The organism is Nocardioides sp. zg-1230 (assembly GCF_013155335.1).
Classification (GTDB): Bacteria; Actinomycetota; Actinomycetes; order Propionibacteriales; family Nocardioidaceae; genus Nocardioides.
Map to the genome: position 1 here is coordinate 761,561 of NZ_JABJQZ010000001.1, position 15,955 is coordinate 777,515.

Here is a 15,955-nt window from a genome sequence, read left to right on the forward strand (position 1 = left end):
GCGACGTCGCCGCGGTGACGCGCGACCGGCATGACCGGGGGCGTCAGGCGCTGGCGCGCCGCACGAGCGTCGGCGGGATGATCATCCGCATCGGGCGGCCGGCGTCGGGCTCGTCCACGCGCTCGAGGAGCAGGCGGGTGGCGCGCTCGGCCATCTCCTCCACCGGTTGCCGCACGGTGGTGAGCGGCGGCGTGGTCCGCTCGCTGACCCCCAGGTCGTCGAAGCCCACGACGGCGACATCGTCGGGCACCCGTCGGCCCAGCTCCGCCAGCACGCGCAGCGCCCCGACGGCCATCAGGTCCGAGGCCACCACGAGCCCGTCGAGGTCGGGGTGGCGCTGCATGAGCGCGCGAGCGGCGGCCTCGCCGCTGGCCTCGGTGAAGTCTCCGTGCTCGACGGCGTCGGCGGGGAGGCCGGCCGCGGTCATCGCCTTGCGCCAGCCGTCGAGGCGATCCTCGGCGGCGGTCATGTCGGCGGGCCCGGCGATCGTGCCGATGCGGGTGCAGCCGCGGCCGATGAGCAGCTCGGTCGCCTCGCGCTCCCCCGCGACGTTGTCGACGTCGACGTAGGCCACCCGGTCGCCCCCGGTCCACGGCCGGCCGCCGAAGACGCAGGGCAGGCCGATGTCGGCGAGGTGCTCGGCGAGCCGGTCGTCGCGGTGGTGGGAGGTGACCAGGGCCCCGTCGACGTGGCGGTTGGTGAGGTAGCGCAGCGTGCGGGCCGTCGACGCCCCCGGACGCGCGAGCAGCAGCACCAGCTGGATGTCGCGCTCGGCGAGCACGCGGTTGACGCCGCGCAACGTCCCGGCGAAGAAGGGGTCGGAGAAGACCCGGTCGTCGGGCTCGGGCACGACGACGGCGATCGAGTCCGTGCGCCGCGTAACGAGGCTGCGGGCCGCGGGGTTGGGCACGTAGCCCAACGTGCGCACGGCCGTGTCGACGGCCGACTGGGCGCGCGGGCTCACCCGCTGGCCGCCGTTGATCGCGCGCGAGGCCGTGGCCCGCGAGACGCCGGCGACCCGGGCCACCTCGTCGAGGGTCGGCTGACCCGCGCCGGCAGGGGTCCGAGAGCTCGTCACGCGCGCCACGCTAGTCGGCCGCGTCGTCCTGCGCTGGCAGGCTCCCGGTGCGGGCGAGCTCGGCGTACCAGTGGGCGCTCGACTTCGGCGTCCGACGCTGGGTGGCGTAGTCGACGTGGACGAGGCCGAACCGCTTGGCGTAGCCGAAGGCCCACTCGAAGTTGTCGCAGAACGACCACTGGAAGAACCCGCGCACGTCCACGCCCTCCTCGATCGCCTGGTGCACCGCACGGAGGTAGGAGTCGAGGAACGCGATCCGGTCGGGGTCGTGCACGCGACCGTCGTCGCCGACCCGGTCGTCGAAGGCCGCGCCGGTCTCGGTGAGGTGGATGGGCAGGTGTGGGTAGTCGTCGTGGAGGCGGCGCAGCAGCCGGTGCAGGCCCTCCGGCTGGATCTCCCACCCCATGGCGGTGAGCGGCAGCCCGCGGCTCGGGAAGGTGACGTGCTCCGAGCCCGGGAAGGGCGACAGCGCGACGCGGTCGGGGTGGTCGGCGCCGATCCCGACGACGTCGGTGCGCGGATGACCCGAGACCTCGTTGCCGTGGTAGTAGTTCACGCCCAGCACGTCGATCGGGGCCGAGATGGTGTCGAGGTCGCCGTCACGCACCACGTCGAGCCACGGCCGGTCGTGCCACGTCAGGCCGGCGGTGTCCTCGAGCACGTCGGCGGGGTAGGCGCCGCGGAAGATCGGGTCGAGGAAGAACCGGTTGTGCAGGCCGTCGATGCGCCGGGCGGCGTCGACGTCGACCGGGTCGGCGGGGTCGCTCGGGTCGGGCACCGTGAGGTTGAGGCTCAGCCCGAGCCGGTCCGCACCGCGGCTGCGCAGCTCCTGGGTCGCGAGGCCGTGGGCGAGCAGCAGGTGGTGGCCCGCGACCAGGCCGGCCGCACCCTCCTGGCGCCCCGGGGCGTGGTGGCCCGCGGAGTAGCCCAGGAACGCGGAGCACCACGGCTCGTTGAGCGTGGTCCACGTCGGCACCCGGTCGCCGAGCGCCTCGTGCACCGAGACGGCATACTCCACGAAGCGGTGCGCGGTGTCGCGGTTGGTCCAGCCGCCGGCGTCCTCGAGGGTCTGCGGCAGGTCCCAGTGGTAGAGCGTCAGCCACGGCGCGATCCCGTGGGAGAGCAGCTCGTCGACGAGGCGGTCGTAGAACCCGAGCCCGGCGTCGTTGACCGGACCGGCGTCGGGGCGCACCCGCGGCCACGCCACCGAGAAGCGGTACGACGTCGCGCCGAGGTCGGCGAGCAGCGCCACGTCGGCGGGCATGCGGTGGTAGTGCTCGCAGGCCACGTCGCCGTTGTCGTCGTCGAGCACCGCACCCGGGGTGTGCGAGAACGTGTCCCAGATGGAGGGCGTGCGTCCGTCCTCGGCGACGGCCCCCTCGATCTGGTAGGAGGCGGTGGCCATCCCCCACACGAAGTCGTGCGGGAAGCGGACGCTGCCGGCCGGGCTGGTGGCCGGGGTGGTCCCGGTCGTGGTCTGGATCGTGGTGGGGATGCTCATCCCTTGACTGCTCCTTGCATGATGCCGGCGACCATCTGGCGGCCGGTGAGGACGAAGAGGACCAGCAGCGGGATCGTCGACAGCGTGGCGCCGGCGAGGACGAGGCTGTAGTCGACGTAGTAGCCGCTCTGCAGCTGCTGGAGGGCGATCTGGACGGTCGGGTTGCTGGCGGGCAGCACGATCAGCGGCCAGAAGAAGTCGGTCCACGTGGCCATGAAGGTGAACAGCCACAGGATCCCGGCGGCCGGACGCGCCGCCGGCACGGCGACGGTCCAGAAGGTGCGGAACAGCGAGCACCCGTCGACCCGCGCTGCGTCGATCAGCTCGTCGGGCAGCGCGTCGAGGAGGTACTGCCGCATGAAGAAGACACCGAACGCGGTCACCAGGCCCGGCACGATCAGCGCCCAGAGCGAGCCGACCCAGCCGAGCTTGGCCATCACGATGAAGAGCGGGATGACGCCGAGCTGGGTGGGCACGGCCAAGGTCGCGACGACGAAGACGAGCAGCGGCGTGCGCCCGCGGAAGGTGAGCTTGGCGAACGCGAAGCCGGCGAGGGTGGAGAAGAAGACGACCGACGTCGCGACGGTGCCGGAGACGATGAGGCTGTTGCCGAGCGCCTTCCAGAACGGTACAGCGTCGAACGCGCGCTGGGCGTTGTCCCAGAAGTGCCCGCCGGGGAGCAGCGGCGGCACCCGCTTGGTCAGCACCTCACGACTGTGCGAGCCGACGAGGAAGGACCAGTAGAGCGGCGCGCACGATCCGAGCACGAAGGCGGTCAGCAGGCCGTAGACGAAGAAGCCGGGGCGGCGGTTCATCGGCGTGCTGCTCCCTTCTTGTGGACGCCCTTCAGCGACCCGGCCCGTCGGCTGACGAGCAGGTTGACGAGCGCGAAGACGACGATGATGAGGAACAGCAGCCACGCCACCGCCGAGGCCATGCCGAGGTCGCGGACCCGCCAGCCGAGCTCCCAGAGGTACATCGTGAGCGTCTGGTACTGGCGGTCGGAGCCGCCGAGGCCCTGGGTGTCGAAGAGCCGCGGCTCGGCGAAGATCTGCAGGCCGCCGATGGTGGAGGTGATGACCACGAAGATCACGGTCGGCCGGATCATCGGCACGGTGATGGAGGTGAACTGCCGGATCCGCCCGGCGCCGTCGAGGGCGGCCGACTCGTAGACGTCGCGCGGGATCGCCTGCATCGCGGCGAGCAGGATCAGGGCGTTGTAGCCGGTCCAGCGCCAGTTGACCATCGAGGCGATGGCGAGGTGGCTGGCGAGGGTGTCGACGTGCCAGCGGATCGGCTCGAGACCGAACCAGGTGACCACCTCGTTGGCCAGCCCGTAGCGGTCACCGAAGACGTTGCCGAAGATCAGCGCCACGGCGGCCGGGGCGACCACGAACGGCAGCAGCACGCTCATCCGCCACAGCGTCCGTGCCCGGAGCTGGGTGTCGAGCAGGCCCGCCAGGGCAAGGGCGATGAGCACCTGGGGGATGGAGGAGAGCAGGAAGATGCTGATCGTGTTGCGCAGCGCGTTCCAGAAGTAGCGGTCCTCCAGGACCCGGCGGTAGTTCTCGAGTCCGGCGAAGTCGCCCTGACCGGACAGCAGGCCCCACTGGTGCACCGACACCCACGCCGTGTAGCCGAGCGGGAACATCCCGACGACGAGGAACAGCACGAAGAACGGCGAGACGAAGACGTAGGGCGAGACCTTGGCGTCGAGCATCGAGAGCCGCTGCCGCCACGCGGGTCGTCGTACGACGTCGCGCCGCGGCTGTCGTGGCCGGTCACCCGTCGGGGACACCGAGGCACCGGTGTCCCCGACGGGCTGCACGGCAGTGGAACCTGCCTCCATCGCCGTGGCTCAGCCCAGCCGCTCGACGTCGGCGAGGAAGGAGTCCCAGGCCTCGTCGGCCGACTCCTTGCCCTCGTCGACGCGCTGGATGGCCTGCTGGAACGCCGTGTTGATGTCGGCGAACTTCGGCCCCTTGTGGGCGATGAAGGGCACCGCCTCGGCGCGGTCGGCCAGGATCTGGCCCGTGGGGGCGTCGTTGAAGAACTCGCTGGTCGACCCGGTCAGCGCCGGGTCCTCCAGGGCGTCGACCTGGCTCGGGAACGTCCCCTTGGCCTCGAACGCCTTGATCTGCTGCTCCGGAGCCGTCAGCCACTTGGCCAGCTCCTTGGCCTCCTCGACGTTGTCGCCCTGCGCCGGGACGGTGAGGTAGGACCCGCCCCAGTTGCCGCCGCCGCCGGGGAAGACGTTGGCGATGTCCCAGCCCTCGACGCCGTCGGCGTTGCCCTCGATGACGCCGAGCATCCAGCCCGGGCAGGCCATCGTGGCGAAGCCGTCGTCCTGGAAGGAGGCGGTCCAGTCCTCGCTCCACTGCGTCAGGCCGGTGGACAGGCCGTCGGCGGCATTGGCGGTGACGGTGTCGAAGACCTCCTTGACCTCCGGGTTGTCCGCGGCGATGACGGTGTTGTCCTCGTCCTCGAAGGAGTACTCGACCTGGTTGATCATGGCCTGCGCGGTGCCACCGGAGGAGTCGTACCAGGCGGTGCCGGGAACCTTCTCGACGAACTGCCGGCCGGCCTCGAAGTAGGAGTCCCAGTCGCCGAAGAGCGCCGCGACCTTCTCGCGGTCGGTGGGGAGCCCGGCCTTCTTGAACAGGTCGGCGCGGTAGCAGATGCCCTCCGGGCCGATGTCGGTGCCGTAGCCGATCAGCGCGCCGTCGGGCGTCGTCGCAGCCTCGGTCTTCCAGTCGAGCCAGCGACCCTCGACCTCTTTATCGGAGAGGTCGGTGAAGGCGTCGGACTGCTCCATGAGCGCGGACCACCAGTCGACCTCGATCGCCTCGATGTCGGAGAGGCCCGAGCCGGCGGCGAGCTTGGTGTAGAGGTTGTCCTGGTGCTCGTTGGCCGTGCCGGCCTTCTTCTGCTCGACGACGACGTCGTCCTGCATCGCGTTGTACTCCTCGATGAGCTCCTCGTAGCCGAACTCGTTGAAGGTCGCGACGGTGAGCTTGGTCTTGCCGTCCGCGGTCGTGCCCCCGTCGTCACCGCCGCCGCACGCGGCCGCGGTCGTCGCGAGGGTGAGCGCCATCAGCGCGCTCGAGGCGAGTCGGACTCGCCGGGTCTTTGTCTGCACCACTGCACTCCTGCCGTCCTGCGGGGCGCCGGGCTGGTTGCCCGACCGGGAGGTGGACGGTGAGCCGTGTGAGAGCGCTTCCACTTCCGTCCGCCAGCAACTATGACCGCCGTCACACACGTCTGTCAACGATCGAGGCAGGTCTCGTCCCCGAAATGTGGGAGCGCTTCCACGTATCCCCGCTCAGGACCACCGGAGGACGCCGTCATCGAGCCGTGCACGACGGATGGTCCGCGCGTCGTGGAGGTAGTTCTGCCGGAGCGTCCAGGGGGCGCGGGTGCCCTGCCGCGGCAGCGTGTGGACCACCCGCTGGACGTAGCCGGCGTCGAAGTCCATCAGCGGCACCTCCTCGACGTCCGGCTCGCGCACCGGCACGACCGACCGGGTGCCGGTGGCGCGCAGCCGCTGCAGCAGCCGGACGACGTACTCACCGACGAGGTCGGCCTTGAGCGTCCATGAGGCGTTGGTGTAGCCGATGGTGAAGGCGAAGTTGGGCACGCCCGAGAGCATCATCGCGCGGTAGGCCATGGTCCGGCTCGGCTCGACCCGCTCGCCGTCGACGCGCAGCTCGGCGCCGCCGAAGACCTGCAGGTTCAGGCCGGTCGCGGTGACGACGACGTCGGCGTCGAGCCGCTCCCCCGACTCCAGCTCCAGGCCGGTCTCGGTGAAGGTGGCGATGCGGCCGGTCACCACGTCGGCGCGACCTTCCTTGATGGCGCGGAACAGGTCGCCGTCGGGGACCAGGCACATCCGCTGGTCCCACGGGTCGTAGGTCGGCTTGAAGTGGGTGTCGACGGCGTAGCCGGGCGGGAGCTGGGCGACGTTGGTCCTGCGGACGAACCGGCGCACGAGGTCGGGGCGACGCCGGCTGACGCGGTAGAGCGCGGACTGCAGCGCGATGTTCTTCCACCGCGTCGCGACGTAGGACCGCTCCTCCCCGACCAGCCTGGTCAGCCGGCCCTTGACCGCGTCCTTCGCCGGCACGGAGAGGACGTACGTCGGTGAGCGCTGCAGCATCGTGACGTGCGCGGCGCCGGTGCGGGCGAGGGCCGGGACGAGGGTCACCGCGGTGGCTCCCGAGCCGATGACGACGATCCGCTTGCCCGTGGGGTCGAGGTCGTCGGGCCAGTGCTGCGGGTGGACGACCTGCCCGCCGAAGCGCTCCTGGCCCTCGAAGTGCGGGGTGTAGCCGGCGTCGTAGTCGTAGTAGCCGCTGCACGCCCACAGGAAGCCGGCGGTCATCGCGCGAGGCTCGCCGTCGACCTCCGCGGTCACCGTCCACCGGGCGGTGGTCGAGTCCCAGTCGGCGGAGGCGACGCGGTGGCCGTAGCGCACGTGCCGGTCGACGCCGTACTCGCGTGCGGTGTCGCGCAGGTAGTCGAGGATCGAGGCGCCGTCGGCCAGCGCGGTGTCACCGCGCCACGGCCGGAACCGGTACCCCAGGGTGTGCATGTCGGAGTCGGAGCGCACGCCCGGGTAGCGGAACAGGTCCCAGGTGCCGCCGCTGACCTCGCGCCGCTCCAGGACGGCGTACGACGTCCCGGGCAGGTCCTTGGCGAGGTGGGCCGCCGCGCCGATGCCCGACAGGCCCGCCCCGATGATCAGCACGTCGACGTGCTCGACAGTCGTCACGACGCCCAGCCTAGGTCGGTCGGCAGCTCAGGTGTAACCGCGAGTTGCACGGCTACCCCCGCGCGTGGAGCTCGACGAACCGCGCCAGGAGCCGTACCGGTTCGGTCACCATCGCCTCGCGGGCGCCGGCCTTGAGCTGCTCCTGCTCGTGCGGCTCGTAGTAGCCGTGGGCGCTGTAGGCGTCGATCCGGTCGCAGATCGCGACGGCGTCGAGCTCGGGGTGGAACTGGGTGGCGTAGACGTTGCGGCCGATCCGGAAGGCGTGGACCGGGCAGGTGTCGGTCGAGGCCAGCAGCACCGCCCCCTCGGGCAGCCGGGCGACGGCCTCCTTGTGGCCGAGGTAGGCCGTGAACTCCGCCGGCAGCTCACCGAACAGCGGGTCGGACCGACCCTCCTCGGTGAGGCGCACCGTCAGGGCGCCGATCGGCTCGCCGAAGGTCCGGTCGACGACGCCTCCCCGCAGGGTGCCCAGCACCCCGATGCCGTAGCAGGCGCCGAGGAACGGGAAGTCCGCCTCGACCGCCCGCACGGCGAGGTGGTGCAGCTCGGCCTCCGCGCGGCGCTGCGCCGGCGACTTCAAGTCGTCGGGGTCGGACTTGTTGAAGGGTCCGCCGCCCAGGATGATCCCCGACCAGTCGGCGAGGTCGACCTCGCCGAGCGGTGCTGCCTCGAGACGCACCCGCGCCAGCTCGTCGGGCAGCAGGCCGCAACCGGCCAGCACGGCGTCGTACTCCTGCTGGGCGACGTCGTCCTCTGCGCGGGTACCGAGGAAGAGGAAAGGCTTCACGTCTGGACTGCCGCCCCGCTGGCGAGGAGGCGGTCGACGTCCTCGATGCCCCAGGCGGCGAGCGCCTCGCGCGTGTGCTCGCCCGGCAGCGCGGGACCGCTGCGGATCGTGGACGCGGTACGCGAGAAGCGGGGCGCCGGCGCGGGCTGGGTGATGCCGTCGTGCTCGACGAACGTGCCCCGCGCGGCGAGGTGCGGGTGGGCGGGCGCCTCGGCGAGGGGTACGACGGGCGCGACGCAGGCGTCCGTGCCGGCGAAGACCTCGGCCCACTCGGCCTGCGTCCGCTCCTTGAAGCGTCGGATCAGGGCGCCGCGGATGGTGGCGTGGTTGGCCGGGTCGTCGCGGTCGGGCAGCTCGACGCCGATGCGCTCGACGAGCGCGGCCCAGAACTGCGGCTCGAGCGCCGCGACGCTGACGTGCTTGCCGTCGGCGGTCTCGTAGACGTCGTACCAGGGGGTGCCGCCGTCGAGCAGGCCCTCGCGCCGTCGGCCGGTGGCGAGTCCGGTCGCGGCGAAGGTGGAGGCCATGGCGTTGAGGTGGGCGGTGCCGTCGACGATCGCGGCGTCGACGACCTGCCCGCGGCCGCTGGTGCGGGCCTCGAGCAGCGCGGCGAGGATGCCGATGACGAGGTAGGTGGAGCCGCCGCCGAAGTCGCCGAGCAGGTTGCTGGGGAAGTGCGGCCGCTCGCGGTCCTGACCGAGGCCGTGGAGGGCGCCGGTGATCGCGATGTAGTTCATGTCATGGCCGGCGGCCTGGCTCCACGGGCCGTCCTGGCCCCAGCCGGTCATCCGGCCGATGACCAGCCGCCCGTTGCGGGCGTGGCAGTCCTCGGGCCCCAGCCCGAGCCGCTCCATCGCCCCGGGACGCATCCCCTCCACCAGCACGTCCGCGCGCTCCACGAGGCCGAGCACCGCCTCGATCGCCTCGGGCCGCTTGAGGTCCAGCGCGACGCTCGGCCGGCCGCGGTTGAGCACGTCCTTGTCGCCCAGGACGAACATCCCGCCGCCCGGCCGGTCGATGCGGAGCACGTCGGCGCCGAGGTCGGCCAGCAGCATGCACGCGTGCGGCCCCGGCCCGATGCCCGCGACCTCCACCACCCGCACGCCCCGCAGCGGCCCGGTCCCCTGCCCCAGCTCGTACGTCATGCGCCTGATCATGACACCGGTGCTGTCAGGGTCGCGAGGGCGGCGGCCTTGCATCAGGAATCCCCGGCTGGCCGGTGATTCCTGAAGTTGTCGGCCTGTGCACGGCCTGACAAGTGCAGCAAGAGCCGGTCGGCCGGGGATTCCTGGGTCACCCGAGGCTTGCAACTCGTTGCATAGGTCGGGCACCATGGCGCCATGGCCCTCGAGCACGCCCTCCTCGTCGCGCTGAGCGAGCGCCCGGCGAGCGGGCTCGAGCTGACCCGGCGCTTCGAGAAGTCGCTGGGCTTCTTCTGGCACGCCACCCACCAGCAGATCTACCGCGTGCTCGCGCGGATGGAGGCCGACGGGTGGGTGCGGGTCGAGGTCGTCGCCCAGGACGGGCGACCCGACAAGAAGGTCCACACGCCCTCGGAGGCCGGCCGTCGCGTGCTGGCGGAGTGGCTGGCCACACCGATGGCGATGGAGACCTTCCGCAGCGAGCTGGCGGTCAAGCTGCGCGGGGCGTCGTACGGCGACCGCGCCGTGCTGCTGGACAACCTCCTCGCCGCGCGGGCCGAGCACGCGACCCGGCTCGCGCACTACGAGCAGCTCGAGCGCGAGCAGTTCCCCGACCCCGCCGACCTCGACGAGGCCGCGCTCGACCAGTGGCTGGTGCTGCGCGGCGGCATCCGGCTCGAGCGGTTCTGGGTCGACTGGACCACCGACTACCTGCACGCCCACGGAAGAGCCGAAAGAGACTGACGATGACGCACCCCCGCTACCCCCACCTCCTCGAGCCGATCACCCTCGGCACCGGCCCCGACGCGCTGACGCTGCGCAACCGCGTCGTGATGGGTTCGATGCACACCGGGCTCGAGGACCACCCGTGGGACATCGACAAGCTCGCGGCGTTCTTCGAGGAGCGGGCGCGTGGCGGGGTCGGCCTGATCATCACCGGCGGCTACGCGCCGACCAAGCGCGGCTGGCTCAAGCCGTTCGCCAGCGAGATGACCAACCGGCTGCACGCCAAGCGCCACGAGCGGGTCACCGGCGCGGTGCACGAGGCCGGCGGCGCGATCGCGCTGCAGGTGCTGCACGCGGGTCGCTACGGCTACCACCCGTTCTCGCAGAGCGCGTCGGACAAGAAGTCGCCGATCACGCCGTTCAAGCCGAGCGCCATGTCGAGCAAGGAGGTCGACCACACCGCGACCGCCTTCGCCAAGAGCGTCGCGCTGGCCCGCAAGGCCGGCTACGACGCCGTTGAGATCATGGGCTCCGAGGGCTACCTCATCAACCAGTTCCTCGCCGCTCGCACCAACGACCGCGACGACGCCTGGGGCGGCTCGCCCGCGCGCCGCATGCACTTCGCCGTCGAGGTCGTACGCCGTTCGCGCGAGCTGGTCGGCCCCGACTTCCCGATCGTCTACCGGATCTCCCTGCTCGACCTCGTCGAGGGCGGGCAGACCTGGGAGGAGACCGCCGAGCTGGCGCTGCACCTGCAGGCCGCCGGCGTCACGGTGTTCAACACCGGCATCGGCTGGCACGAGGCGCGGGTGCCGACGATCATCACGCAGGTCCCGCGCGGCGCCTGGCGCTCGCACACCGCGCGCCTCAAGGAGGTCGTCGACGTCCCGGTCTGCGCCTCCAACCGGATCAACACCCCCGAGCTCGCCGAGGACATCCTCGCGGCCGGCGAGGCCGACCTCGTGTCGATGGCACGCCCGCTGCTGGCCGACCCGGCCTTCGTGGCCAAGGCGATGGACGAGCGCGCCGACGAGATCAACACCTGCATCGCCTGCAACCAGGCCTGCCTCGACCACGTCTTCAGCAACGAGCGGGCCTCCTGCCTGGTCAACCCGCGCGCCTGCCACGAGACCGAGCTGGTGCTGATGCCGACGCTGCGCAAGCAGACGGTGGCCGTCGTCGGCGCGGGTCCCGCCGGTCTCGCCGCCGCCACGTCCGCGGCGGAGCGCGGCTTCGCGGTCACGCTGTTCGAGAAGTCGCCCGAGCTCGGCGGCCAGTTCCGCCTCGCGATGGCGGTCCCGGGCAAGGAGGACTTCGCCGACACGCTGCGCTACTTCACCCGCCGCCTCGAGGTCCTCGGCGTCGACGTACGCCTCTCCACCGCGGCGACCGCCGCCGACCTCGCCGGCTTCGACCAGGTGGTCGTCGCGACGGGCGTGGAGCCCCGCATCCCGGAGATCCCCGGCATCGACCACGCATCCGTGGCGTCGTACGCCGACGTGCTCAGCGGCGCGGTCGTCCCGGGTCGCCGCGTCGCGGTGATCGGCGCGGGCGGCATCGGCGTCGACGTGAGCGTCTTCCTCACGCACGAGGAGGAGGACCTCGACGACTGGATGGCCCACTGGGGCGTCGGTGACCCCGCCCTCAGTCCGGGCGGCCTGATCGAGGCCAAGCCGCGCACCCCGGCGCGCGAGGTGACGCTGGTGCAGCGCAAGACCACCCCCATCGGCATCGGCCTCGGCAAGACGTCGGGTTGGGCGCACCGTGCGGTGCTCAAGCAGTCGAAGGTCACGATGGTCAGCGGAGCGACCTACGACCGCATCGACGACGACGGCCTCCACGTCACGGTCGACGGCGTGCCGCGCGTGATCGAGGCGGACACGATCGTGGTCTGCGCCGGCCAGGACTCGGTGCGGGAGCTGTACGACGGCCTCGACCGCGACGCCCGCCTCATCGGCGGCGCCACTGTGCACCTGATCGGCGGAGCCGATGTCGCCGCCGAGCTCGACGCCAAGCGCGCGATCAAGCAGGGCACGGAGGTCGTCGCGGCGATCTGACGCCCGGCGTCAGGCGCCCAGCTGCTGCCGGCGTACCAGCGTCTCGTCGAGCAACGGCTCGCCGGACCTCTGGTCGCCTGCGGCCGCCTCGGGTGCGGCCTCGGGTGCGCGGCCGGACGCGAAGGCCGACGTCACGGTGCGCATCGCCTCACTGAGCTCGCCCGGGATCACGAAGTAGCCGTTGCCGTTCTCCGCGAGGCGCGGCAGCATCTCGAGGTACTTGTAGGCCAGCACCTGCGGGTCGGCGTCGTTGGCGTGGACCGCCTGGAAGACCCGCTCGAGCGCCCGTGCCTCCCCGTCCGCCTCGAGGACCTTGGCCTGCTGGCGGCCCTCGGCCTCGAGGATCATCTTGCTGCGGTTGCCCTCCGCGGTGAGGATCAGCGACTGGCGCTCGCCCTCGGCGTGCAGGATCACCGCACGCTTGTCGCGCTCGGCGCGCATCTGCTTCTCCATCGCCTCCTGGATGCTGCGCGGCGGGTCGATCGCCTTGATCTCCACGCGGTTGACCCGGATCCCCCACCGTCCCGTCGCCTCGTCGAGGACCTCGCGCAGACGCTCGTTGATGGTCTCGCGCGAGGTGAGGGTGCTCTCGAGGTCCATGGAGCCGATGAGGTTGCGCAGCGTCGTGACGGTGAGCTGGTCGATCGCGCGGAGGTAGTCCGTGACCTCGTAGGCCGCCGCCCGCGGGTCGGTGATCTGGTAGTAGAGGACGGTGTCGATGGCGACGACCAGGTTGTCCTCGGTTATCACCGGCTTGGGCTCCGAGGTGTAGACGTGCTCGCGCACGTCGAGCTTGGTGTTGACCCGGTCCACCAGCGGGATGATCAGGTTCAGCCCCGGCTGGAGCGTGCGCTGGTAGCGGCCGAACCTCTCGATGTTGTAGCGGCGTGCCTGCGGCACGATCCGGATCGAGGAGGCCACCGCAAAGGCGACCAGGAGGGCCAGCACGACCAGGGGCACCCACACGTACATCTCACTCACGCTCTCTCGGTAGTCGTTCGGGCAGGGGCTCGCGCGGGTGCACCAGGGCGGTCGCGCCCTCGATCTCGTAGACGTCCACGCGCACGCCGGCCGGGATCACCAGCCCGTCGGCGTACGGCCGCGCCGACCAGTCCTCGCCGCCGAGGTGCACGAGCCCGCCCGTGTCGCTCACCTCTCGCACCACCACGGCGGAGCGACCCACGAGCGCGTCGCTCCCCTCACGGGAGACCGGCGGCAGCGCGAGGTGCCGCTTGGCGATCGGTCGTACGGCGACCAGCGCGACGCCGCCGGTCACGGCGAAGACGAGCAGCTGCACCGGCACCGCGGCGCCGAGACCTGCGGCGACGGCCGCAGCCAGGGCCGCACCCGCCAGGAGGCCGAAGACCAGCGTCAGCGTGAGGAACTCCGCCACGCCGAGGATGAGAGCCGCGATCAGCCAGGCAAGCCACCACATGAGGGTCGTCCGTCGGAGGAAGTCCCTCCAGCGTACGTCGATGATGGAAGGGCGGGCAGGGGTGCGCGGCGCCCCTGCCCGGACGCGTCACTCCTGGCGCACCACGACCCGGGTGCCGCTCGGGACCACGACCACGTCCTCCTCGTGGGCGGCGACGTCCACGAGGACCTCGAAGAGGTCACGCATCGAGACGAAGCCGGCGACCTCGTCGCCCCGGAGCACCGGCAGGTGCCGGACCTGCGCCTCCACCATCCGCCGCGCCGTGTCGAGGATCGGGTCGTCCGGATTGGCGGTGACGAGGTCGGTGGCCATCACGTCGGCCGCCGTCACGTGGTCGGGGTTCGCGCCCTGTGCCAGGTGGTGGACGACGTCGCGCTCGGACACGACACCGACGAGGTGTCCGCCCTCGACGACGCCGAGGGCACCGACGCCGTCGGCCGCCAACGACTCCGCGACCTCCAGCAGGGAGGCCTCGCCCGGCACGGTCGCCACCGGCCACACCATCACCCGGGCGACCACGTCGGTGGGATGCATGCTGCGTCTGCTGCTGGTGATCACGGTGTCCTCCGCTCGCCTCTGCTGGTGACCCGAGCCTGCTCCGTCGTCCTCGCCGGCGGCAGGGGCGTTGGTCCCCGGCCGGGGGGACACACTGCCCTGCGCCCCGTCCGGTGCCGGCGATACGTTGGTGGGTAGCGCGATCCCGTGCTGCGACACCAGGACGAGGAGAGACGTGCCGGTTCAGGAGCCCCTGTGGGCTGACTCGTACGCACCCGGGGTGCCCCTGCACCTCGACTACGGCGACACCACGGTGCTCGACCTGTGGGAGAACTCCGCGCGACGGCACCCCGACCGACCCGCGCTGGACTTCCTGGGCCGGGTCTCGACCTACGCGGAGGTCGACGACGAGGTACGACGTGTGGCCGGCGGCCTGCACGCGCTCGGCGTACGACCCGGCGACAACGTCGCGCTCGTGATGCCCAACTGCCCGCAGAACGTCATCGCGTTCTTCGCGGTGCTGCGGCTGGGCGCCACCGTCGTCGAGCACAACCCGCTCTACACCGCGGCGGAGCTGCGCCACCCGTTCGTCGACCACGGCGCCCGGGTGGCGATCGTGTGGGACAAGGTCGTGCCCGTCGTCGAGAAGCTGCGCGCCGGCTCGGCCCTCGAGCACGTCGTCGCGGTCGACCTGACCACCCGGCTCCCGTGGACCAAGCGGCTCGCGCTGCGCCTGCCGATCCCGAAGGCGCGCGCCGCCCGCTACCAGCTGACCTCACCGGCACCGCAGGCGATGCAGTGGGACGAGCTGGCCTCGGCCGCCCCGCTGGACGAGTCGCACCCCCGGCCGTCCCGGGACGACGTCGCGCTGCTGCTCTACACGTCCGGCACGACCGGAGTGCCGAAGGGCGTGCCGCTGCTGCACCGCAACCTCGTCGCCAACGTCGTCCAGGGCCGGGCCTGGGTCCCCGGCCTCGAGGAGGGCAAGGAGTCGTTCCTGGTCGCGCTGCCGCTCTTCCACGCGTACGGCGTCACCGTGAGCGTGCTGCTCGGCGTGGCCCTGGCCGCCAAGCTGGTGCTGCTGCCCAAGCCGGAGATCGGGCTGATCATGGACGCCGTCAAGCGCGAGGTGCCGAGCTTCGTGCCCGCGGTGCCCCCGCTCTACCAGCGCATCGTCGACGAGGCGGAGCGACGTGGGGTCTCGATCCGCGGCATCCGCTACGCGCTGTCGGGGGCGATGCCGCTGCCCGCTCCCCTTGTCGAGCGCTGGGAGGCCGCCACCGGCGGGCTTCTCGTCGAGGGCTACGGCCTCACCGAGACGTCGCCGGTGATCGTCGGCAACCCGATGACGAAGGCGCGGCGCCCGGGCGCGATCGGGGTGCCCTTCCCCGACGTAAAGGTCCGTGTCGCCGACCCCGAGGACCTCGACCGGGAGGTGCCGCAGGGCGAGCGCGGCGAGCTGCTGGTGAAGGGCCCCCAGGTGTTCTCCGGCTACCGGGGACTGCCGGACGAGACCGCGGCCGCCTTCCACGACGGGTGGTTCCGCACCGGGGACGTGGTGACCATGTCGCCCGACGGCTTCCTGACGGTCGTGGACCGGATCAAGGAGATCATCATCACCGGCGGGTTCAACGTCTACCCGTCCGAGGTGGAGGCCGTGATCCGCACCCATGCCGGCGTCGTGGACGTGGCGGTCGTCGGCCTGCCGCACGACGACGGCGGCGAGGAGGTCGTCGCCGCAGTCGTGCTCGTGGAGGGCGTGCCGGTGCAGCCGGACGAGCTGCGCGACCACTCGCGCCAGGGGCTCACGCCCTACAAGGTGCCGCGCCGGGTGGTGTTCGTCGACGAGCTGCCGACCAACCCGATGGGCAAGGTGCTGCGCCGCGAGGTGGTGGCGCGGCTGCGGCCGCACGCCTGACCTCGTCGACGTCCGGCGGGGTCTGGGCGTGGTGCCGCATGATGG

At 71.9% G+C, this 15,955-nt stretch carries 14 protein-coding genes; 3 read left to right on the plus strand and 11 right to left on the minus strand.

Annotated features, from left to right (window positions below; translation table 11 throughout):
• Positions 1-43: 43 nt before the first annotated feature.
• From HOO61_RS03640 to HOO61_RS03675, 8 genes are all read right to left on the minus strand, one after another.
• Positions 44-1,078, minus strand: a complete 1,035-nt coding sequence (locus tag HOO61_RS03640; RefSeq protein WP_172257017.1) for a LacI family DNA-binding transcriptional regulator — start codon at positions 1,076-1,078, stop codon at positions 44-46.
• Positions 1,079-1,088: 10 nt separating this feature from the next.
• Entirely contained in the window at positions 1,089-2,579 is a 1,491-nt protein-coding gene (locus HOO61_RS03645; RefSeq protein WP_172257019.1) for a GH1 family beta-glucosidase, read from the minus strand.
• Entirely contained in the window at positions 2,576-3,394 is an 819-nt protein-coding gene (locus HOO61_RS03650; protein ID WP_172257021.1) for a carbohydrate ABC transporter permease, read from the minus strand. The genes HOO61_RS03645 and HOO61_RS03650 overlap by 4 nt, the downstream gene beginning before the upstream one ends.
• Positions 3,391-4,407, minus strand: coding sequence for a carbohydrate ABC transporter permease (locus HOO61_RS03655; protein WP_367650011.1), 1,017 nt, complete (start codon positions 4,405-4,407; stop codon positions 3,391-3,393). The genes HOO61_RS03650 and HOO61_RS03655 overlap by 4 nt, the downstream gene beginning before the upstream one ends.
• Before the next feature lie 30 nt (positions 4,408-4,437).
• Positions 4,438-5,718 carry an extracellular solute-binding protein gene (locus HOO61_RS03660; protein WP_367650012.1) on the minus strand — a complete coding sequence of 427 codons (1,281 nt, stop codon included), beginning with the start codon at positions 5,716-5,718 and terminating at the stop codon, positions 4,438-4,440.
• A 183-nt stretch (positions 5,719-5,901) separates the two neighbouring features.
• Positions 5,902-7,350 carry an NAD(P)/FAD-dependent oxidoreductase gene (locus HOO61_RS03665; protein WP_172257024.1) on the minus strand — a complete coding sequence of 483 codons (1,449 nt, stop codon included), beginning with the start codon at positions 7,348-7,350 and terminating at the stop codon, positions 5,902-5,904.
• Positions 7,351-7,402: 52 nt separating this feature from the next.
• A complete protein-coding gene (locus HOO61_RS03670; RefSeq protein ID WP_172257025.1) occupies positions 7,403-8,137 on the minus strand; it encodes a glutamine amidotransferase in 735 nt (244 codons plus the stop codon).
• Entirely contained in the window at positions 8,134-9,282 is a 1,149-nt protein-coding gene (locus tag HOO61_RS03675; RefSeq protein WP_301538939.1) for a CaiB/BaiF CoA-transferase family protein, read from the minus strand. Before HOO61_RS03675 ends, HOO61_RS03670 begins: the two co-directional genes overlap by 4 nt.
• Positions 9,283-9,477: 195 nt before the next feature.
• Between HOO61_RS03675 and HOO61_RS03680 the strand changes: the two genes are divergently transcribed.
• Positions 9,478-10,023 carry a PadR family transcriptional regulator gene (locus tag HOO61_RS03680; RefSeq protein WP_172257026.1) on the plus strand — a complete coding sequence of 182 codons (546 nt, stop codon included), beginning with the start codon at positions 9,478-9,480 and terminating at the stop codon, positions 10,021-10,023.
• A 2-nt stretch (positions 10,024-10,025) separates the two neighbouring features.
• On the plus strand, positions 10,026-12,062 hold the full coding sequence (locus HOO61_RS03685; protein WP_172257027.1) for an NADPH-dependent 2,4-dienoyl-CoA reductase: 2,037 nt from the start codon (positions 10,026-10,028) through the stop codon (positions 12,060-12,062).
• 9 nt (positions 12,063-12,071) lie between these two features.
• Here HOO61_RS03685 and HOO61_RS03690 read toward each other — a convergent pair whose 3' ends face one another.
• The 3 genes from HOO61_RS03690 to HOO61_RS03700 form a co-directional block, all read right to left on the minus strand.
• Entirely contained in the window at positions 12,072-13,034 is a 963-nt protein-coding gene (locus tag HOO61_RS03690; RefSeq protein ID WP_172258137.1) for an SPFH domain-containing protein, read from the minus strand.
• Position 13,035: 1 nt separating this feature from the next.
• Positions 13,036-13,497, minus strand: coding sequence for an NfeD family protein (locus HOO61_RS03695; RefSeq protein ID WP_172257028.1), 462 nt, complete (start codon positions 13,495-13,497; stop codon positions 13,036-13,038).
• Positions 13,498-13,584: 87 nt separating this feature from the next.
• Positions 13,585-14,031 carry a cyclic nucleotide-binding/CBS domain-containing protein gene (locus tag HOO61_RS03700; protein WP_172257029.1) on the minus strand — a complete coding sequence of 149 codons (447 nt, stop codon included), beginning with the start codon at positions 14,029-14,031 and terminating at the stop codon, positions 13,585-13,587.
• A 196-nt stretch (positions 14,032-14,227) separates the two neighbouring features.
• On the opposite strand from HOO61_RS03700, the gene HOO61_RS03705 reads away from it, so the two are divergent.
• On the plus strand, positions 14,228-15,910 hold the full coding sequence (locus tag HOO61_RS03705; protein WP_172257030.1) for a long-chain-fatty-acid--CoA ligase: 1,683 nt from the start codon (positions 14,228-14,230) through the stop codon (positions 15,908-15,910).
• Positions 15,911-15,955: the final 45 nt, after the last annotated feature.